Raw genomic sequence first — 19,977 nt, forward strand, 5'->3', positions numbered from 1 at the left:
GAGGACCGCTCGTGCATGACGTTGGCCCCGACTGTAAGGACGCAGAGGTTGCATATGTGTTTCGGCCGAGTACTCCGGGGCAATCGTGACCATTTCGTGACGGTCGGTACGGGGCGGCACCCGTCGTCGTCACCGGCGATGATGTGGCGATGAGCTCCCCCGCCGCTCCCCCGGACCAGCCGAAGCCCACGTCCTTCGGATACCGCGACGTCCCCCCGGCCGACGGCGGCTCGGCGGGCCGCGCCTGGTGGGACGCCAACGCCGGGGAGTACCTCGAGGAGCACGGCGACTTCCTGGGCGACGCCGGGTTCCGCTGGGGCCCCGAGGGCCTGTCCGAGGCGGAGGCAGGCCTGCTGGGCGAGGTCGCGGGCCGCGACGTGCTCGAGGTGGGCGCCGGCGCCGCCCAGTGCGCCCGCTGGCTCGTCGCCGTGCGGGGGGCGCACGCCGTCGCCACCGACGTGTCCGCCGGCATGCTGGCCGGCGCCCTCCAGCTCAACGCCGCGACCCGGGTCCGGGTGCCGGTCGTCCAGGCCGACGCCCGCTCCCTGCCCTTCGCCGACGCGTCCTTCGACGTGGTCTTCACGTCGTTCGGCGCGCTCCCCTTCGTGCCGGACGCGGTCCAGGTCCACCACGAGGCCGCTCGCGTGCTCCGGCCCGGCGGGCGCTGGGTCTTCTCCGTGACGCACCCGGTCCGGTGGGCCTTCCCCGACGACCCCAGCCGGGCCGGCCTCACGGCGACCCGGTCCTACTTCGACCGGCGCCCCTACGTCGAGGCGTCCGACGACGGCACCGTGCTCTACGCGGAGTACCACCGCACCGTCGGCGACCACGTGCGCGACGTGGCGGCGGCCGGGCTGCGGCTGCGTGACCTCGTCGAGCCCGAGTGGCCCGCCTGGAACGAGCAGACCTGGGGCGGGTGGGGTCCCGAGCGGGGCGCCTACCTCCCGGGCACGGCGGTGTTCGTCACCACGAAGGACTGAACGGCCCGGCTGCCGGTCCGCGCTGTGCCCGGCAGGATCTCGGTGCCCGGCGGGATCTCGGTGCCCGCCTCTCTCTCAGTGCCCGGCCTCGTGCCAGGTGCGGCCGGCGCCCACGGAGACGTCGAGCGGGACGTCCAGCTCCGCCGCGGCGCCCATCTGCTCGCGGAGCACCTCCTCGGCGGCGGCCCGCTCCCCCGGCGCCACCTCGAGCACCAGCTCGTCGTGCACCTGGAGCAGGAGGCGTGAGGACAGGCCCCGCGCGTCGAGCTCGGCCTGCACCTTGAGCATGGCGAGCTTGATGATGTCGGCCGCGCTGCCCTGGATGGGCGCGTTGAGCGCCATGCGCTCGGCCATCTCCCGGCGCTGCCGGTTGTCGCTCGTGAGGTCCGGCAGGTAACGGCGACGGCCGAGGATCGTGGCCGTGTACCCCGTGGCCCGTGCCTCGTCGACGATGTGGCCGAGATAGTCGCGCACGCCGCCGAACCGCGTGAAGTAGTCGTCCATCAGGGCCTGCGCCTCGCTGCGCTCGATGTTCAGCTGCTGCGAGAGGCCGAAGGCCGACAGCCCGTACGCGAGGCCGTACGACATCGCCTTGATCTTGGAGCGCATCGCCGGCGTCACGTCGGCCGGTGCCACCTCGAAGACGCGCGAGCCCACATAGCTGTGCAGGTCCTCGCCCGACCGGAAGGCGGCGATGAGCCCCTCGTCGCCCGACAGGTGCGCCATGATGCGCATCTCGATCTGGCTGTAGTCAGCCGTGAGGAGCGTCTCGAAGCCCTCCCCCACCACGAACGCGCGGCGGATCTGCCGGCCCGCCTCGGTGCGGATCGGGATGTTCTGCAGGTTCGGGTCCATCGAGCTGAGGCGGCCGGTGGCCGCGATCGTCTGCTGGAACGTGGTGTGGATGCGGCCGTCCGGCGACACCGACTTGAGCAGCCCCTCGACCGTCTGGCGCAGGCGGCTGGCGTCGCGGTGGGCGAGGAGGTGCTCGAGGAACGGGTGCCCGGTGCGGACGAACAGGTCCGCGAGCGCCGAGGCGTCGGTGGTGTACCCGGTCTTGATCTTCTTCGTCTTCGGCATGCCGAGCTGGTCGAACAGGACCTCCTGCAGCTGCTTGGGGCTGCCGAGGTTCACCTCCCTGCCGATGACGTCGAAGGCGTCGCCCGCGGCCCGGGCCACGGCCTCGCCGAACTCCTTCTCGAGGCCGGTGAGGTACTCCGTGTCGGCGGCGATGCCCGTGTGCTCCATGCGCGCCAGGACGCGCGTGAGCGGCAGCTCGACGTCGGTGAGGAGCTCGGCGGCCCCGCGGTCGGCCAGCTCGCCCGTCAGCGCGTCGGCGAGCTGGACGACGGCGTTCGCCCGCACGGCCTCGCGCTGCCCCTGGCCCTGCCCGTCGAGCGAGAGGTCGAGGGCGCCCTGGGCGCCCTCGGGCTCCTCGACGCGCAGCTCTCGGCCGAGGTGGCGGACCGCGAGGTCGCCGAGGTCGTACCCGCGCTGGTCCGGGTGGCACAGGTACGCGGCCAGCTCCGTGTCGAAGACGACGCCCTGGAGGTCGAGGCCTCGGGAGCCGAGGGCGTGCCAGGCCGCCTTGGCGCCGTGCACGACCTTGGGTGCCCCGGGGTCCGCGAGCCACGCGGCGAGCGCCTTCTCGTCGTCGGCGGCGATCTCGACGAGGTCCAGCGCGACGGCTTCGCCCTCGCCGTCGGACACGGCGACGCCCCACGCGTCGCCGCCGCCGGGCACCGCCTGGCCGGACACGTCGAGCCCGAGGCGGCCCGAACGGGACGCGAGCCAGGCGCCGAGGCCGCCCGGGGCGACGTCGGCCAGGTCGACGTCCACGCCCTCGGCGGGGCGCTCGGGGTCGGCGTCGACCGACGGGTCGACGGCGAGGAGGCGGTCGCGGAGCGGACCGAACTGCAGGGCGTCGGAGACGCGGTGGACCGCTTCGCGGTCGAACCCGGCCAGGGCGAGGTCGTCGGGGCCGAACGGCAGCTGGACGTCCCGGAGGAGGGCGTTGAGCTCGCGGTTGAGCCGGACCTGGTCGAGGTGTGCCCGCAGGTTCTCGCCCGCCTTGCCCTTCACCTCGGCGGCCTGGTCGAGGAGGTTCGAGAGGCCGCCGTACGTGGTGACCCACTTCGCGGCCGTCTTGGGTCCGACGCCCGGGACCCCGGGGAGGTTGTCGCTGGTCTCGCCCACGAGGGCCGCGAGGTCGGGGTACTGCTCCGGCGGCACGCCGTACTTGGTCACCACGGCCTCGGGCGTCATGCGTGCGAGCTCGGAGACGCCCTTGACCGGGTACAGGACCGTGATGTGCTCCGTGACGAGCTGCAGCGAGTCACGGTCGCCCGAGCAGACGAGCACGTCCATCCCCGCCGCCTCGGCGGACTGGGCGAGCGTGGCCAGGATGTCGTCGGCCTCGATGCCCTCCTTCGACAGCGCCGGGACGCGCAGCGCCTCCAGCACCTCGAGGATGAGTGGCACCTGGCTGCGGAACTCCGGCTTGCTCTCGCTGCGCGTGGCCTTGTACGCGGGGAAGCGCTCCGTGCGGAACGTGACGCGCCCCACGTCGAACGCCACGGCCAGGTGCGTGGGCTGCTCGTCGCGGAGCAGGTTCGTCAGCATGGACGTGAAGCCGTAGACCGCGTTCGTGACCTGACCGGAGGTGGTGGCCAGCGTGTCAGGCAGGGCGAAGAAGGCCCGGTACGCCATCGAGTGGCCGTCGATCAGGAGGAGGCGGGGTCGCGCGGAGGTGCTCACGGGTGCAAACCTAGCGCCCATGACTGACACGCACCCTGGCACGGAGACCCCGTCCGCCGCACCCGACGCCCCTGCCGCCCGCTGGGCCGCGGCCTCCCGCGGCACGCTCATCGAGCGGATGGGCATCGACCTCACCGAGGTCTCCGCCCAGCGCACCACGGGCACGCTCCCCGTGGACGGGAACACCCAGCCGGCGGGCCTGCTGCACGGCGGCGCGTCCGCCGTGCTCGCCGAGACGCTCGCCTCGGTGGCGGCACAGGAGCACGCCGGCGAGGGCCGTCAGGCCGTGGGGATCGAGCTGAACGCCACGCACCACCGCGGGGTGCGTGACGGCGTGGTCCAGGGTGTGGCGACCGCGATCCATCTCGGTCGCACCACGGCGAGCTACGAGATCGTCGTCACGGACGACCAGGGCCGGCGCGTGTGCACGGCCCGCCTCACCTGCATGATCCTGGGCTGACGAGCCGCGGGACCGACCGGGTCAGCCCACCTCGGCGCGGTGGTCCTCGCGGTACACGGCGCGCAGCTCGCGCAGGTCGATCGGGCCCGACTCGGCCACCGACCGGGCGCGGCGGCGGCGTGCGATGAGGTCCTCGAGGCCCCGTGCGCCCTGCCGGAGGCGGCCGCGGCTACCAGCGGCGGCCGTCTCCCGCGCGGCGGCAGCGGCCTCCACGAGACGGCGGTGGAGCGTGGTGCACGACACGACGCGATGGCCCGCGGTGGGCGCGAAGCCCAGGCGGGCGAGGAACCGCTGGATCCCGCGGTGGCCCGGGACCGGGGCCGCGTAGACCTCGGCACAGTCGTGGGCGGCGGCAAGGTCGGCCACCCCGCGCAGGAGCGCGTGACCTACGCCACGGCGCCGCGCGGCTGGGACGACGTACACCAGGTCGATGTAGAGGCTGGGCGTCCCCGCGAACAGATACGGACCGACGACGCGGGCGACGACGACCCCGACCACCTCGTCGGCGACCAGGGCCACGAGCACGTGGCCGTCGACCGACAGGAGCACGCTCAGGTGCTCCAGCAGGCGGTCCTGGTCCGCGGTGCCCAGCTGAGCCGCCGCCGGCGACTCGTCTCGCGCCTCGCTGCTCAGGGCCACGACGGCCAGGAGATCCTCACGGCTCGCGGGCCGTACCTCGACTGTTCGCACCGGCACACCTCCTGAGTGTCTGGTCCGGGCCGGCCTGCGGCCGATCCGGACGATCGTCCAACTAGCGGCAGACGATAGACCCGTCCCCCGCAGCACACAATGCTGCAGGGGACGAAGATCACCCGCTCGTGCCCGGGATGCCCGGGTGCGGGATGTTTCCGGTCAGGCGCCGCCGACCTGCTCGATCACGGCGTCCGCGACCTCACGCATGGTGAGGCGGCGGTCCATCGACGTCTTCTGGATCCAGCGGAACGCCTCCGGCTCCGACAGGCCCATCTTGGTCTGCAGCAGGCCCTTGGCCCGGTCCACGCGCTTGCGGGTCTCGAACCGCTCCTGCAGGTCGGCGACCTCCGACTCCAGCGACGTGATCTGCGCGTACCGGGAGATCGCGATCTCGACGGCCGGCAGCAGGTCGGCAGGGGTGAAGGGCTTCACCACGTACGCCATGGCGCCCGCGTCCCGCGCGCGCTCGACGAGCTCCGTCTGGGAGAAGGCGGTCAGCAGCACGACGGGGGCGGCGTGCGCCTTGGCGATGCGCTCAGCAGCGGAGATGCCGTCCAGCTCGGGCATCTTCACGTCCATCACCACGACGTCGGGCCGCAGCTCGAGCGCGAGGTTCACGGCCGTCTCGCCGTCACCCGCCTCACCGACCACGTCGAAGCCCGCCTCGCGGAGCGTCTCCACGACGTCCATCCGGATCAGCGCCTCGTCCTCCGCCACGATGGCGCGGCGAGCGGGACGGTTCGGGTTCGCCGCAGGCTCGGCGTCGATCATGGGCGGGAGGTCGAGCGGCAGCGACGCCGCGTTCGAGTCGGTGTTCTCGTCGGTCACGTCCCCCATCCTAAGGGCCGCGGCTTGGGCCGCACACCTGTGGTGTGGTTCGATGTTCGCTGCACGGCGTGCCGTGCGTCACCGCCCCGGTAGCCCAATTGGCAGAGGCAACCGACTCAAAATCGGTCCAGTGAGGGTTCGAGTCCCTCCCGGGGCACGGCAGGCGGGCCGCTCGTCAGCGTCCCGTCTGGTTCGCCAGCAGGTCACGCAGGTAGAACGCGTACCAGAGGCGAACCGGCGCGCCGGCACCCTCGCCCGCCTCCACACCGGCCTGGACCGAGGTGGCGACGTCACCGCTGTACCCGTTGAACGTCTGCTTGACCCGGTCCCCCGCATCGCCGCCGGCCACGGCAGGCAGGCCCGCGTGCCAGTCGTCGAGCAGCACGCTGTCGATGCCCAGCAGGGTGGCTTCGTCACTCATCCGCGCGTAGGCCGCGTCGCCGTCGGCCTCGGTGCGGAACACGTCCACCGAGAGCACGTAGCCGCCGCTCGTGGTCACGGTGAGCTGCTCCGCACGGGCGGACCACGTGCCCGACGGGAGCACCAGCTCCACGTCGGACCCCCCCTCCGGGACGTCGACGATCACCATCTCGTCCGCCGGCAGGCCGACCGACCCCGCGTCCACCGGACGTGTCAGGTCCCACTGCATAGGATCTCCTTCCTCCACCGCCTGGACGGTGCCGTCCTCGGCCGGACCGTCCGGCCCGCCGTCGATCCGGACGCTGCAGCCCGCCAGCGCGAGCGCCAGGGCGACCACGACCGTCACTGCACCGGGAGCACCTCTCACGGGCGACGACCACGACGCCCGCCGGGTGACTCCCGTACCCGTCACTGGTTCACCTCGACGTCCCACTCGGTCAGTCTCTCCACGATGCGCCCGACGCGGTCGGGGTTCGTGAGCCGGTAGTCGTCGATCCGGTCGCTCACGTCGGAGCCGACGATGGCAGCCGCACGGTCCGGGTCGGAGGCGAGCAGCTCCTGGTACGCGGGAAGCGTGTCGGCGGTGACGTAGGCCCAGCGCTCACCGGTGTCTGCGATGTTGCCACCCGGCAGCGGAGTGGTCGTGACGATCTCGCCCTGCACCGGGTTGTCCACGGAGAAGGGCGTGAACGGGAGGCCCAGCCGCTCCGGACCTGGCGTCTCGATGGTGACCTTCAGCGGGTCGAACTGGGCGTAGGTCTGGGTGCCCGGGATCGACGCCTCACCGACGAGCGTCATCATGTAGGTCATCGCCGGGCCCGTGACAGGCCGGTCGGTCATGGCGCCGTAGTCGTCCGCGATGATGTCGAGCTGCTCGCGGCGGAGCAGCTCCGTGTTTCCCGCGGCCAACCGCTCCGGGTCGCCCGAGTCGATGTCCGACCAGGCGTCGAGGGTGCGCCGGTTGATCTCTCCCGACTCGTGGAGCCGCGTGATCTCGTTCATCCCGCCGTGCGTGTACGCGGCGTGCATCCGGGCCTGGTCCTCGAAGATCTCCTTCTGCATCTCGAGGAACGTGGTCTCGTAGAACGCAAGCTCCGCGTCGCTCATCGCGGAGACGATCTCCAGCATGTCACCGACGCCCGGCGGCAGCACCGTGCCCGCGGCGCCGACCGTCTGGGCGATGTCGCGCATCATGGCGAGATCGAGGAAGCCGGCGGCGAAGGACGGTCCGATCATCGCCGCCATGCCCGCCCACTGCAGGTCCGGGTTGTCGAGGAACAGCTGTGAGTAGTACGAGTAGACCGCCTCGATGTTGCCCCTGTTCGCCTGCGCGCCCTGGGTCGGGTCCCAGGACCGGTAGTCGATCCCGGCGTCGCCTGCCGCGACCCGCGTCCAGTGCTCCGAGACGACGTCGCCGTACCCCGGGCTGCCCGGCTGGGCACCCGACGCCGTGAGCGACTCGTACAACGCGGCCACCTGGGCGTCCGAGGCGCTGCGGAGCCAGGCGTCGCGCTCTGCCGCGGTCATGGCCAGGTAGGCGTCTGCGGACGGGACGTTCGGGGCGCCGGGGCCGGGCGCGCCTGCCGGACCACCCCCGCCGCCACCGGCGGAGCCCGACCCTGAGTCGCTCGTGCGCTCCTGCGAGGCCGCGTTGCGCACCAGCTGGTCACCTGCCTGCTCGAGGGCGGACGCCGCCCGCGCGAGCCCCGGACCGGTCGACCCCGACCACTCGGCACGGAACCGCCCGGCCGACGGCCCGAGCCACGCCAGGTTTGTCGACAGCAGGGCCCCTAGCTGTGACCGGGTGTCCGAGAGGGACTGCGCGTCCCGCTGGAACGACCTCGCCAGAGCGCGCAGCTGCGCGACGTCAGCGCCCCACAGCTGGTCCATCCTGCCCTCCGACTGCCGCGCGTTCGAGCACCGGAACAGGATCGCGCCGGGCTGGGAGGAACGTACGCGAACGCGGCGCGTACGTCGACGGGGAGATCTCCCCTTGACCAGCCCGGATACGACGGTGCCCGGCGCCGGCGCCGCCCCGGGGGGGCGATCGCACGGCGTCGGGCACCGTCAGGTCAGGTCAGGAGCGGCCGCGGCCGTCCGCCTGGCTGCCGATCTTGTGCACGAGGATCGAGTTCGTGGTGCCGGGGACGCCCACGGGGGCGCCCGAGACGACCACCACGAGGTCGCCCTTCTCCGCGAGGCCCTTGGCCTGGAGCGTGGAGTCGACCTGCTCGACCATGGCGTCGACGCTGTCGACCTTGGGCACGAGCGCCGTCTGGACACCCCAGGTGAGGGACAGCGCGTTGCGCACGCCCTCCTCCGGGGAGAAGGCCAGCAGCGGGATGCCGGAGCGCAGGCGCGACATGCGGCGGGCGGAGTCGCCCGACTGCGTGAACGTCACCAGGTACTTCACGCCCAGCGTCTCGCCGATCTCGGCGGCGGCGCGGGTGATGGCGCCACCACGGGTGTGCGGCGTGGAGCCGAGCGGCGCGATCCGCTCGCGGCCCATCTGCTCCGTGACCTCGATGATCCGGGCCATCGTCTCGACCGTCAGGATCGGGTAGTCGCCCACCGAGGTCTCGCCCGAGAGCATGACCGCGTCGGCGCCGTCGAGGACGGCGTTGGCGCAGTCGGACGCCTCGGCGCGCGTGGGGCGCGGTGACGTCGTCATGGACTCCAGCACCTGCGTCGCCACGATGACCGGCTTGGCGTTGCGGCGCGCGATCTCCACGATGCGCTTCTGGACCAGCGGCACCTGCTCGAGCGGGAGCTCGACGGCGAGGTCGCCACGGGCCACCATGACGCCGTCGAAGGCCGCGATGATCTCGTCAAGCTGCTCGACCGCCTGGGGCTTCTCGATCTTGGCGATGACGGGGACCGTGCGGCCCACGTCCTCCATCACCCGGCGGACGTCCTCGTAGTCCTTGGCGGAGCGCACGAAGGACAGCGCGATGAAGTCCGCGCCGAGGTTGAGGGCCCAGCGGAGGTCCTCCTCGTCCTTGTCGGACATGGCGGGGACCGACACGGCCACGCCCGGGAGGTTCAGGCCCTTGTTGTTCGACACGGGCCCGGCCACCTCGACACGGGTCACCACGTTGGGTCCCTCGACCGCGGTGACGCGGACGAGGACCTTGCCGTCGTCGATGAGGATCGGGTCGCCCACGCGGGCGTCGCCCGGCAGGCCCTTGTGGGTGGTGGAGACGAGCTCCTTGGTGCCCACGACGTCCTCGGTCGTGATGGTGAAGACGTCACCCTCGTTCAGCCAGTGCTTCTCGTCGTTCGCGAAGCGGCCGAGCCGGATCTTGGGCCCCTGAAGGTCCACGAGGACGGCGACCGAACGGTCCGCCTCCTTCGCGGCGGCGCGCACCCCGTGGTACACGGCCGCGTGGGCCTCCTGCTCGCCGTGGCTCCGGTTGATGCGTGCGACGTCCATACCGGCGGCCACGAGCGCACGCAGCTGCTCCGGCGACTCGGTGGCGGGTCCGATGGTGCACACGATCTTTGCTCTGCGCATGTCTCCAGCCTCATTGAATTGCAGTCCCGGCGCGAGCCGAGACCAGGGAATGAAATCTAGGCCCGCAGCGCGACCGTCCTGGGCCGCACGGGGGCGGGAAGCTCGGTCCCGCCCTGCAGGTAGGTGTCGGCCGCCGCGGCCGCGGCGCGGCCCTCGGCGATCGCCCACACGATGAGGGACTGCCCGCGCCCGGCGTCGCCGGCGACGAAGACACCCGGCAGGCTCGCCGCGTAGTCGTCGCTCCGGGCGACGAGGCCACGGTCCGTCACCTCGATACCGGTCTGCTCCTCGAGCAGGCGCGTCTCCGGGCCGGTGAAGCCCATCGCGATCAGGACCAGGTCCGCCGGGATCACCCGCTCGGTCCCGGACCTGGGCGCACGGCGCCCGTCCGGCAGGTACTCGGTCTCGGCGACCTTCAGGGCACGCAGGGCGCCCGTACCGTCGTCCACGAACTCTACGGTCGATGCCAGGTACGTGCGCTCCCCGCCCTCCTCGTGCGAGGTCGAGACCTCGAACAGGATCGGGTCGGTCGGCCATGGCTGGTTCGCGGGGCGCTCCGTCGGTGGGCGCTTGCCGATGGCGAGCGTCGTGACGCTCGCCGCGCCCTGGCGCAGCGCCGTGCCCAGGCAGTCGGAGCCCGTGTCGCCGCCACCGATGATGATGACGTGCTTGCCCTCGGCCGTCGGCGCGCCGTCGACAGGGTGTCCCGCAGCCGCGGCCTTGTTGGCCGGGGTGAGGAAGTCCATCGCGAAGTGGACGCCCGCGAGCTCACGCCCCGGGAGGCGCAGGTCCCGCGGCACGGTGGCCCCGGTGGTGACCACGACGGCGTCGAACCGACGGCGCAGCGCGTCCCACGAGATGTCCTTGCCGATCTCCACGCCTGTCCGGAAGCGCGTGCCCTCGGCCTCCATCTGCGCCAGGCGGCGCTCGATGTGGACCTTCTCCAGCTTGAAGTCCGGGATGCCGTAGCGCAGCAGGCCGCCCACGGCGTCGTCGCGCTCGTACACCACGACCGTGTGCCCGGCGCGCGTGAGCTGCTGCGCCGCGGCCAGCCCCGCGGGGCCGGAGCCGACGACGGCCACCGTGGACCCGGTCAGGCGCTGCGGGACGACGGGCTGCACCAGGCCCCGCTCGAACGCCTCGTCGATGATCGACACCTCGACGTTCTTGATCGTCACGGCGGGCTGGTTGATGCCCAGCACGCAGGACGACTCGCACGGCGCGGGGCAGACCCGGCCGGTGAACTCCGGGAAGTTGTTCGTGGCGTGCAGGCTGTCGATGGCGTCGGCCCACTGGCCGCGCCACACGAGGTCGTTCCACTCGGGGATCAGGTTGCCGAGCGGGCAGCCCTGGTGGCAGAACGGGATGCCGCAGTCCATGCAGCGGCCCGCCTGCTCCTTGAGGAACGGCTGCCCCTCGACGCGGTGCTCGTGCGTGTCCCGCCAGTCACGGAGGCGCACCTCGACCGGACGGTTCGGCGGGAGCTCGCGCTCCCGCACCTTCAGGAATCCGCGGGGGTCAGCCACGGGCCACCTCCATGATGTGGTCCCAACGGGCCGGGTCCCACTCGTTGCTGTCCAGGGGATGCTCGGCGAGGGCCGCGCGGACGCGGGCCCAGCCGAGCGGGAGCACGCGGCTCAGGCGCGCGCGGGCGAAGGGGTCTGCCAGGAGCTCGGCCGCCACGGGCGAGCCGGTCTCCTCGTGGTGACGCGTCAGGAGCTGCGACACGGTCTCCCAGTCGGCGTCGTCCAGCCGGCCCACCTCGAGCTCGCGGTCGCGCACGGCGGCCGCGTTCATCGCCGTCGGGCGCAGGTCCAGGACGTACGCCGTGCCGCCCGACATGCCCGCGCCGAAGTTGCGGCCCGTGGGGCCGAGCACCAGGACGGTGCCGCCGGTCATGTACTCGCAGCCGTGGTCGCCCACGCCCTCGACCACCAGCGTGGCGCCGGAGTTGCGGACGCCGAAACGCTCGCCCACCCGGCCGCGCAGGAAGACCTCGCCCGACGTGGCGCCGTAGCCGATGACGTTGCCCGCGATCACGTTCGTGGCGCCGTCGAGCACCGCGGCCCGGTCCGGACGGACGACGATGCGGCCGCCCGACAGGCCCTTGCCCACGTAGTCGTTGGCGTCGCCGAACAGGCGCAGCGTGATGCCGCGCGGCAGGAAGGCGCCGAGCGACTGGCCGGCGGAGCCGGTCAGGGTGACGTCGATGGTGCCGTCCGGGAGCCCCTCGCCGCGGTACCGCTTGGTCACCTCGTGGCCGAGCATCGTGCCGACGGTGCGGTTCACGTTCCGGATCGGCAGGGCGATCTCGACGCGCTCGCCACGCTCCAGCGCCGGGGCGGCCTTCGCGATGAGCTGGTTGTCCAGCGCCTTCGCGAGCCCGTGGTCCTGGATCCTGGTCTGGTGGAGCGCCGCCCCCGGCCGGCCCTGCGGCTCGGCGAGGATGGGTCCGAGGTCGAGGCCCTGAGCCTTCCAGTGGTCCACGGCCTTGCGCGTGTCGAGGACCTGGACCTGGCCCACGGCCTCCTCGATGCTGCGGAAGCCGAGCGCCGCCAGGTGCTCGCGCACCTCCTGCGCGATGAACTGGAAGAAGTTCACGACGAACTCGGGCTTGCCCGTGAACCGCGAGCGCAGCTCCGGGTTCTGCGTGGCCACGCCCACCGGGCAGGTGTCGAGGTGGCAGACGCGCATCATGATGCAGCCCGAGACCACCATCGGCGCCGTGGCGAAGCCGAACTCCTCGGCGCCCAGCAGCGCGGCCACGACGACGTCGCGGCCCGTCTTCATCTGGCCGTCCACCTGGACCACGATGCGGTCGCGGAGGTCGTTGAGCACGAGCGTCTGCTGGGTCTCGGCGAGGCCGATCTCCCAGGGGGTGCCGGCGTGCTTCAGCGACGTCAGCGGCGAGGCGCCCGTGCCGCCGTCGTGCCCCGAGATGAGGACGACGTCGGCGTGCGCCTTGGACACGCCCGTGGCGACCGTGCCCACCCCGAACTCGGAGACGAGCTTCACGTGGATGCGCGCCGACGGGTTGGCGTTCTTGGCGTCGTGGATCAGCTGCGCCAGGTCCTCGATCGAGTAGATGTCGTGGTGCGGCGGCGGCGAGATGAGGCCCACGCCCGGCGTGGAGTGCCGCGTCTTCGCCACCCACGGGTACACCTTGGACCCGGGCAGCTGACCGCCCTCGCCGGGCTTGGCGCCCTGCGCGAGCTTGATCTGGATGTCGTCGGCCTGGGTCAGGTACTCGCTGGTCACGCCGAACCGGCCGGACGCGATCTGCTTGACCTTCGAGCGGCGCTCGGGGTCGTACAGCCGCTCGGGGTCCTCGCCGCCCTCTCCGGTGTTGGACCGTCCGCCCAGGCGGTTCATCGCGATGGCGAGCGTCTCGTGCGCCTCGGCCGAGATCGAGCCGTACGACATGGCGCCCGTGTTGAAGCGCGTGACGATGTCCGCGACGGACTCGACCTCGTCGATCGGCACCGGCTCGCGGTCCGGGCTGAAGCGCAGCAGGCCGCGCAGCGTCATGAGGCGCTGCGACTGCTCGTCCACGCGCCGCGTGTACTGGCGGAAGATGTCCATCCGGCCGCTGCGGGTCGCGTGCTGCAGGCGGAACACCGTCTCCGGGTCGAAGAGGTGCTCCTCGCCGTCGCGGCGCCACTGGTACTCGCCGCCCGTGGTGAGCCGCTGGTGCGGCTGGTGGTTGCCCGACGGCGGGTACGCCTCGGCGTGGCGGGCCGCGACCTCGGCCGCGATGACGTCCAGGCCGACGCCGCCCAGGCGCGACGTGGTGCCCGTGAAGTAGTCGTCGACGAGCTCGTGGGACAGGCCCACCGCCTCGAAGATCTGGGCGCCGCGGTACGACATGATCGTGGAGATGCCCATCTTGGACATCACCTTGAGCACGCCCTTGCCGAGGGCCTTGATGAGGTTGGTGACCGCCTTCTCCGGGGCGAGGTCGAGGTAGCCGCGGCGGGCCAGGTCCTCGACGGTCTCCATGGCGAGGTACGGGTTGACCGCCGCCGCGCCGTAGCCGATCAGGAGGGCCACGTGGTGGACCTCGCGCACGTCGCCCGCCTCCACCACGAGCGACACCTGGGTGCGGGTGTGCTTGCGGACCAGGTGGTGGTGCACCGCGCTCGTCAGGAGCAGCGACGGGATCGGCGCGAGCTCGGAGTTCGAGTCACGGTCGGACAGCACGATGAAGGACGCGCCGTCCTCGATGTGGGCGTCGACCTCGGCGAAGATCTCCTCGAGACGCTCCAGCAGCGCCTTGCCGCCGCCGCTGACGTCGTAGAGGCCGCGCACCGTGACCGCGCGGAAGATGCCCTCCAGCGCAGGGTCGCGGTCCACGCGGATGATCTTGGCGAGCTGGTCGTTGTCCAGGACCGGGAACGGCAGCACGAGCTTGCGGGCGTGCTCCGGGACGTCGGACAGGAGGTTCGGCTCCGGGCCGATCGCGCCGCCGATCGAGGTCACGAGCTCCTCGCGGATCGCGTCCAGCGGCGGGTTCGTCACCTGGGCGAACATCTGCGTGAAGTAGTCGAAGAGCAGGCGCGGGCGCGACGAGAGCACCGCGATCGGCGTGTCCGTGCCCATGGCGCCGAGCGGCTCGGCCGCGGCCGTCGCCATCGGCGAGAGGATGACGCGCAGCTCCTCCTCGGTGTAGCCGAACGCCCGCTGGCGACGACGCACCGACGCCGGGCTGTGGGCCACGTGCTCGCGGTCCGGGAGCGCGTCGAGGTGCACCGAGTGCTCGGCGATCCACTGCGCGTAGGGGCGCTTGGCGGCGAGGTGCGACTTGACCTCGTCGTCCTCGACGATCCGGCCCGAGCCGGTGTCCACGAGGAACATGCGGCCCGGCTCCAGCCGGCCCTTGCGCACGATCGACGCCGGGTCGAGGTCCAGGACCCCGGCCTCCGAGGCGAGGACGACCAGGCCGTCCTCCGTGACCCAGTAGCGGCCGGGGCGCAGGCCGTTGCGGTCCAGGACCGCGCCGATGAGCGTGCCGTCCGTGAACGTCAGCGCGGCCGGGCCGTCCCACGGCTCGATGAGGTTGGCGTGGTACTCGTAGAACGCGCGGCGCGCGGGATCCATCTCGGCGTTGTTCTCCCACGCCTCCGGGATCATCATCAGCACGGCGTGCGGCAGCGACCGGCCGCCGAGGTGCAGCAGCTCGAGCACCTCGTCGAAGCTGGCCGAGTCGCTCGAGCCGGGCGAGCACACCGGCTGCAGCGGAGCCAGGTCGCCCAGGAGGTCGCTCGACATCGTGCCCTCGCGCGCGGCCACCCAGTTGCGGTTGCCGCGCACGGTGTTGATCTCGCCGTTGTGCGCGACCAGCCGGAACGGCTGGGCGAGCGGCCAGGACGGGAACGTGTTGGTGGAGAACCGCGAGTGCACCAGCGCGAGCTCGGACGCGTAGCGCGGGTCCGAGAGGTCCGGGAAGAACGGCTCGAGCTGAGCGGTGGTGAGCATGCCCTTGTACGTGAGCGTCCGCGCCGACAGCGAGGCGAAGAACAGCTCCAGCTCGTTCTCGGCCCGCTTGCGCAGCCGGTAGCAGCGGCGGTCCAGGTCGATGCCGCGCAGCTCGCGCGACGGGTCGGCCACGACCAGCTGCCGGAACACCGGCATCGTGGCGCGCGCGGACGGGCCGACGATGTCGGCGTTCACCGGCACGTCGCGCCAGGCGAGGACGTCGAGCTTCTCCTCGGCGGCCAGGGCCTCGATGCGCTGCACCACCCGGTCGCGCTCCGCCTCGTCCTGCGGCAGGAACGCGGTGCCGATGGCGTAGTGCCCCGCGGGAGGCAGCTCGGCCGCCACCACGTCGCGCACGAACGCGTCCGGGATCTGCGTCAGGATGCCCGCGCCGTCGCCCGTGTCCTCCTCGGCGCCGACGGCGCCGCGGTGGTCGAGGTTGAGGAGCGCGGTCAGCCCCGCGTCGACGATGTCGCGACCGGGGGTCCCGCGGAGAGTGGCGACGAACGCCACGCCGCACGCGTCGTGCTCGGCGGACGGGTCGTACAAGCCCTGTGCGGGCCTGTGCAGCGGCATGCTCATGTGTCCTCACAGCCGCCCGGTCGAGCCGGGCGCGGTTCCTTGCGTTGGGTCGGGACGCCGTCGGCCCGTTCTGACAGGGGCACGACGTCCGGTTGTCCCGGAGCCTGCGCCCCCTTAGGTGCGCGCGGTAGCGCCCTGGTCGGGCTCCGCCGCAGCGTTCGGCTCGTCCTTCGACGAGCCTTCGTCATCCTTCTCGGCGTCCTGCTCGACGCCCTTCTCCGGGTCCGGGCCGGGGTCCGCCGGCCGCAGCCGGACAGTTTTCTCCCGCTCGGGATACTTCCGCGCCAGGATCACCGAGACCACCACTGCCGCGAGGCCGAGGAGGATCGAGGTCCAGACGTTGAGCCGCAGACCGAGGATGTGCTCGGCCGTGTCGATCCGCAGCATCTCGATCCAGACCCGGCCGAGAGTGTAGACCAATACGTACGCCCAGAATACCCGCCCATGACCGAGCCGGAACCGACGGTCTAGGTAGATGAGCACTCCCGCCATGGCGAGGTTCCACACCAGCTCGTAGAGGAACGTGGGGTGGAACAGCGTGCCCTCGGGGTACGCCTGGCCCGTGTCCACGGCGAGCTGCTCCAGCACGCCCGGCGAGATCTCGAGCCCCCACGGCAGCGTCGTGGGCGCGCCGAAGAGCTCCTGGTTGAACCAGTTGCCGAGGCGGCCGATCGCCTGGGCCACGAGCAGGCCGGGCGCCAGGGCGTCCGCGTACGAGGAGAACTTGATCCCCAGGCGCCGGCAGCCGATCCACCCACCCACCGCTCCGAGCGCGACAGCACCCCAGATGCCGAGGCCGCCCTCCCAAATGTACAGCGCCCTGATGGGTTCGCCGCCGCCCGAGAAGTTCTCACCGAAGTACGCGTCCGGCGACGAGAGCACGTGGTAGATCCGGCCGCCGACGATACCGAACGGGACCGCCCAGAACGCGACGTCCAGCACGTCGTCCGCGTCGCCGCCACGAGCCACCCAGCGCCGGCGCGTGATGAGGATCGCCGCGATGATGCCGAGCAGGATCGCCAGCGCGTAGGCGCGCAGCGGGAAGATCCCGAGGTACCAGGTGTGCTGGGACGGGCTCGGGATCGAGGCGGGCAGCGCTGCTGCCGCCTGGAGGAGGGAGGTCACGAGGTCTCTCCGGAGGTGGTGGAGGAGTCACCGGTGCTGCCGGCGCGAGCCGACCGTACCCCGGACGCGAGATCCTCGGTCACGGCGGCGAGCGCGGTGAGACGGTCCGTCCAGGGCGCGTCCCCGAGCAGGGGACGCACGAAGGCCGAGCCCACGATGACGCCGTCGGCGAACCGGCCCACCTGGGCCGCCTGCACACCGGTCGAGACGCCGAGGCCCACGCAGACGTGCTCGGCGCCGGCGGCGCGCGTGTCGGCCACCAGCTGCTCGGCGCGGGCGCCCACCTGCGTGCGCTCCCCCGTCACGCCCATGGTCGAGGCCGCGTAGACGAAGCCGCGGGAGGCGCGTGCCGTGAGCGCGAGCCGCTCGGGCGTGGAGCTGGGCGCCACCAGGAACACCCGGTCGAGACCGTGCGCCTCGCTGGCCGCGATCCAGCGGCCGGCCTCGTCGGGGATCAGGTCCGGCGTGATGAGCCCGGCACCGCCCGCACCGGCGAGGTCGCTCGCGAACGCGTCCACGCCGTAGCGCAGCACCAGGTTCCAGTAGGTCATGACGAGGACCGGCACGCCGCGCGAGGCGACGGCCTCGACGACGGGGAACAGGTCGCGGACGCGCGTGCCGGAGTCGAGCGCCTGCTGCGCGGCCGCCTGGATCGTGGGGCCGTCCATCACCGGGTCGGTGTACGGCAGGCCCAGCTCGATCATGTCGACGCCGTGGTCCACGAGGGTGTTCAGCGCCTCGACGGACCGCTGCACGTCGGGGAAGCCGATGGGCAGGTAGCCCACGAGGGCGGGGCGGCCCTCCTCGTCACGCAGCCGTGCGAGGGTGGCGGCAGAGCCCGGGGTCGTCGCGGTCACCGTCATGCCCGCCCCTCCTTGTTCTCGAGATCCTCGCCCGCGTCGGCGTCCAGGAGCCCGAACCAGCGGGCGGCGGTCGCCACGTCCTTGTCGCCCCGGCCGGAGAGGTTCACCAGGATCGTGTACGGCAGGCCGTCCGGGCCGGTCCGTCCCTCGGCCTCGGCCGCACGGCCGACGCGCAGGGCGCCCGCGAGGGCATGGGCGGACTCGATCGCCGGGATGATGCCCTCCGTGCGGCACAGCAGCCGGAACGCGTCCATGGCCTCGACGTCGGTCACCGGCTCGTACGTGGCACGGCCGAGGTCGTGCAGCCAGGAGTGGGCCGGGCCCACGCTGGGGTAGTCCAGGCCGGCGGACACCGAGTGGCTCGGCAGCGTCTGCCCGTCGTCGTCCTGCATGAGGTAGGACCGGGCGCCGTGCAGCACGCCCGGTGCGCCGCCCGAGAAGCGGGCGGCGTGCCGCCCGGTCTCGACGCCCTCGCCGCCGGCCTCGAAGCCGAAGAGGGCCACGCCGTCGTCGTCCAGGAAGGCGTTGAAGATGCCGAGCGCGTTGGACCCGCCGCCCACGCACGCGGCGACCGCGTCGGGCAGGCGACCGGTGCGCTCCAGGACCTGGCCGCGCGCCTCCTCGCCGATGATGCGGTGGAACTCTCGCACCATCTCGGGGAACGGGTGCGGTCCGGTGACCGTGCCCAGCAGGTAGTGGGTGGTCTCCACGTTCGCGACCCAGTCGCGGAGGGCCTCGTTGATCGCGTCCTTCAGGGTGCGCGACCCGATGGTCACCGGGATCACCTCGGCGCCGAGCAGGCGCATCCGCGCCACGTTCAGCGCCTGGCGCCGCGTGTCCTCCTCGCCCATGTAGATCACGCACTCGAGATCCATGAGCGCGGCCGCCGTGGCGGTCGCGACGCCGTGCTGGCCCGCCCCCGTCTCGGCGATGAGGCGCTTCTTGCCCATGCGCTTCACGAGCAGCGCCTGGCCGAGCACGTTGTTGATCTTGTGCGAGCCGGTGTGGTTCAGGTCCTCGCGCTTGAGGAACACGCGCGCGCCGCCCGCGTGGGCCGCGAAGCGCTGGACCTCGGTGAGCGGGCTCGGGCGGCCCACGTAGTCGCGGTGCAGCCGCGCGAGCTCGTCCGTGAAGGCCGGGTCTCCCAGGGCCTTGCGGTACTCGGTCTCGACCTCGTCGAGGGCCGCGATCAGCGCCTCGGGCACGAACCGGCCGCCGAACTCGCCGAAGTACGGCCCCTGCACGTCGGCGAGGCGCGCGGTGAGCGCTGCGCTGGTGCCCGACGTGGTGCCGGGAGCCCGGGTCTCGTCAGTCATCGGTGGTTTCTCCTTCAAGCCGGCCGGCGGCCCTGCAGCGACGGGTGGGAGCCCGCTGCGACCAGGTCCGCGACGGTCGCGCGGGGGGTGGCGTTCTTGACGAGGGTCTCCCCCACGAGCACGGCGTCCGCGCCGGAGCGAGCCATCTCCATGACGTCGTGCGGGCCCTTGATGCCCGACTCCGCGATGCGCACCACGTCGTCCGGGATGTAGGGCGCGAGACGCTGGAACAGCGTCATGTCGAGCTCGAGCGTCTTGAGGTTGCGGTGGTTGACCCCGATGACGCGGGCGCCCGCGTCGAGCGCGCGCCGCACCTCCTCCAGGGTGTGCGTCTCGACCAGGGCGGTCATGCCCAGGGAGTGCACGCGCTCCACGAGCGACGTGAGCACCGTCTGCTCCAGCGCGGCGACGATGAGGAGCACGAGGTCGGCCCCGTGGGCCCGCGCCTCCCACACCTGGTAGGGCGAGACGACGAAGTCCTTGCGGAGCACCGGCACGTCGACCCTCGCGCGCACGGCGTCCAGGTCGGCGAGGCTGCCGCCGAAGCGGCGCTGCTCGGTGAGCACCGAGATCGCCGAGGCGCCCCCGCGCTCGTACTCGGCCGCGAGCGCGGCCGGGTCGTCGATCGTGGCGAGCGCGCCCTTCGACGGGCTCGACCGCTTCACCTCGGCGATGACGGCCACGGCGTCGTCAGGGCGAAGCCGAGCCACGCACTCGACGGCACCCGGGACGCGGGACGCCCGCTCCTTGAGGTCGTCGAGCGACGTGCGTGCCTCGCGCACTGCGAGGTCCTCCCGGACCCCCGCGACGATGTCCTCCAGGACGGTCATAGCTGTGCCTCCCCGTACCCCTCGGGCTACCTGCCCCGCCCGGCGGTTGCGCCCCGGACCATCAGCCATCGTAGGACGCCACGCGGACTGCCCTGCGCACGCGCCCGGGGATCGAGACGACACGCCGTCACTTC

General features: G+C 72.4%; 14 protein-coding genes and 1 tRNA gene. 3 read left to right on the forward strand and 12 right to left on the reverse strand.

What is annotated here, in order from left to right; all coding sequences use genetic code 11:
* Positions 1-149 precede the first annotated feature (149 nt).
* Positions 150-980 (forward strand): class I SAM-dependent methyltransferase, encoded by an 831-nt coding sequence (locus tag D1350_RS19270; protein WP_125777670.1) that lies wholly within the window; start codon positions 150-152, stop codon positions 978-980.
* Between the two features lie 75 nt (positions 981-1,055).
* On the opposite strand, the gene polA is transcribed toward D1350_RS19270, so the two are convergent.
* Positions 1,056-3,758 carry a DNA polymerase I gene (gene polA, locus D1350_RS19275; RefSeq protein WP_125777671.1) on the reverse strand — a complete coding sequence of 901 codons (2,703 nt, stop codon included), beginning with the start codon at positions 3,756-3,758 and terminating at the stop codon, positions 1,056-1,058.
* On the opposite strand from polA, the gene D1350_RS19280 reads away from it, so the two are divergent.
* Positions 3,757-4,197 carry a hotdog fold thioesterase gene (locus D1350_RS19280; RefSeq protein WP_125777672.1) on the forward strand — a complete coding sequence of 147 codons (441 nt, stop codon included), beginning with the start codon at positions 3,757-3,759 and terminating at the stop codon, positions 4,195-4,197. The two genes, polA and D1350_RS19280, sit on opposite strands and share 2 nt — an antisense overlap.
* 21 nt (positions 4,198-4,218) lie before the next feature.
* Here D1350_RS19280 and D1350_RS19285 read toward each other — a convergent pair whose 3' ends face one another.
* Together D1350_RS19285 and D1350_RS19290 are read right to left on the reverse strand one after the other, a co-directional pair.
* The gene (locus D1350_RS19285; protein WP_164545238.1) at positions 4,219-4,887 is read right to left on the reverse strand and encodes a GNAT family N-acetyltransferase; all 669 of its coding nucleotides are present in this window, start codon (positions 4,885-4,887) and stop codon (positions 4,219-4,221) included.
* A gap of 162 nt (positions 4,888-5,049) precedes the next feature.
* Positions 5,050-5,727, reverse strand: a complete 678-nt coding sequence (locus D1350_RS19290; protein ID WP_164545239.1) for an ANTAR domain-containing response regulator — start codon at positions 5,725-5,727, stop codon at positions 5,050-5,052.
* Positions 5,728-5,801: 74 nt separating this feature from the next.
* Between D1350_RS19290 and D1350_RS19295 the strand changes: the two genes are divergently transcribed.
* Positions 5,802-5,875, forward strand: a tRNA-Leu gene (locus D1350_RS19295).
* Positions 5,876-5,893: 18 nt separating this feature from the next.
* Here the strand turns inward: D1350_RS19295 and D1350_RS19300 are convergent.
* The 9 genes from D1350_RS19300 to trpC all read right to left on the reverse strand — a co-directional run bounded on the left by D1350_RS19300 (position 5,894) and on the right by trpC (position 19,843).
* Complete coding sequence (locus D1350_RS19300; protein WP_125777674.1) at positions 5,894-6,484, reverse strand: hypothetical protein; 591 nt, start codon at positions 6,482-6,484, stop codon at positions 5,894-5,896.
* 62 nt (positions 6,485-6,546) lie between these two features.
* Complete coding sequence (locus tag D1350_RS24200) at positions 6,547-8,028, reverse strand: WXG100 family type VII secretion target (RefSeq protein WP_125777675.1); 1,482 nt, start codon at positions 8,026-8,028, stop codon at positions 6,547-6,549.
* Positions 8,029-8,215: 187 nt separating this feature from the next.
* Positions 8,216-9,652 carry a pyruvate kinase gene (gene pyk, locus D1350_RS19310; RefSeq protein ID WP_125777676.1) on the reverse strand — a complete coding sequence of 479 codons (1,437 nt, stop codon included), beginning with the start codon at positions 9,650-9,652 and terminating at the stop codon, positions 8,216-8,218.
* Positions 9,653-9,708: 56 nt separating this feature from the next.
* Entirely contained in the window at positions 9,709-11,178 is a 1,470-nt protein-coding gene (locus D1350_RS19315; RefSeq protein WP_125777677.1) for a glutamate synthase subunit beta, read from the reverse strand.
* On the reverse strand, positions 11,171-15,709 hold the full coding sequence (gltB, locus tag D1350_RS19320; protein WP_125777678.1) for a glutamate synthase large subunit: 4,539 nt from the start codon (positions 15,707-15,709) through the stop codon (positions 11,171-11,173). Before gltB ends, D1350_RS19315 begins: the two co-directional genes overlap by 8 nt.
* Before the next feature lie 114 nt (positions 15,710-15,823).
* Positions 15,824-16,834 carry a prolipoprotein diacylglyceryl transferase gene (gene lgt / locus D1350_RS19325; protein ID WP_206074609.1) on the reverse strand — a complete coding sequence of 337 codons (1,011 nt, stop codon included), beginning with the start codon at positions 16,832-16,834 and terminating at the stop codon, positions 15,824-15,826.
* Positions 16,831-17,697, reverse strand: coding sequence for a tryptophan synthase subunit alpha (gene trpA, locus D1350_RS19330; protein WP_125777679.1), 867 nt, complete (start codon positions 17,695-17,697; stop codon positions 16,831-16,833). Before trpA ends, lgt begins: the two co-directional genes overlap by 4 nt.
* The gene (trpB, locus tag D1350_RS19335; protein WP_125777680.1) at positions 17,694-19,013 is read right to left on the reverse strand and encodes a tryptophan synthase subunit beta; all 1,320 of its coding nucleotides are present in this window, start codon (positions 19,011-19,013) and stop codon (positions 17,694-17,696) included. The genes trpA and trpB overlap by 4 nt, the downstream gene beginning before the upstream one ends.
* A gap of 14 nt (positions 19,014-19,027) precedes the next feature.
* Positions 19,028-19,843, reverse strand: coding sequence for an indole-3-glycerol phosphate synthase TrpC (gene trpC, locus D1350_RS19340; protein ID WP_125777681.1), 816 nt, complete (start codon positions 19,841-19,843; stop codon positions 19,028-19,030).
* Positions 19,844-19,977 lie beyond the last annotated feature (134 nt).

The organism is Antribacter gilvus (assembly GCF_003946865.1).
Lineage (GTDB): Bacteria > Actinomycetota > Actinomycetes > Actinomycetales > Cellulomonadaceae > Antribacter > Antribacter gilvus.

Excerpts from the sequence above, each read along its gene's own strand:
- D1350_RS19280 (WP_125777672.1), top strand. The coding sequence starts at position 3,757 with ATGACTGACACGCACCCTGGCACGGAGACCCCGTCCGCCGCACCCGAC.
- trpA (WP_125777679.1), bottom strand. The coding sequence starts at position 17,697 with ATGACGGTGACCGCGACGACCCCGGGCTCTGCCGCCACCCTCGCACGG.
- pyk (WP_125777676.1), bottom strand. The coding sequence starts at position 9,652 with ATGCGCAGAGCAAAGATCGTGTGCACCATCGGACCCGCCACCGAGTCG.
- trpB (WP_125777680.1), bottom strand. The coding sequence starts at position 19,013 with ATGACTGACGAGACCCGGGCTCCCGGCACCACGTCGGGCACCAGCGCA.
- polA (WP_125777671.1), bottom strand. The coding sequence starts at position 3,758 with ATGGGCGCTAGGTTTGCACCCGTGAGCACCTCCGCGCGACCCCGCCTC.
- trpC (WP_125777681.1), bottom strand. The coding sequence starts at position 19,843 with ATGACCGTCCTGGAGGACATCGTCGCGGGGGTCCGGGAGGACCTCGCA.
- D1350_RS19270 (WP_125777670.1), top strand. The coding sequence starts at position 150 with ATGAGCTCCCCCGCCGCTCCCCCGGACCAGCCGAAGCCCACGTCCTTC.
- gltB (WP_125777678.1), bottom strand. The coding sequence starts at position 15,709 with ATGAGCATGCCGCTGCACAGGCCCGCACAGGGCTTGTACGACCCGTCC.
- D1350_RS24200 (WP_125777675.1), bottom strand. The coding sequence starts at position 8,028 with ATGGACCAGCTGTGGGGCGCTGACGTCGCGCAGCTGCGCGCTCTGGCG.
- D1350_RS19290 (WP_164545239.1), bottom strand. The coding sequence starts at position 5,727 with ATGGGGGACGTGACCGACGAGAACACCGACTCGAACGCGGCGTCGCTG.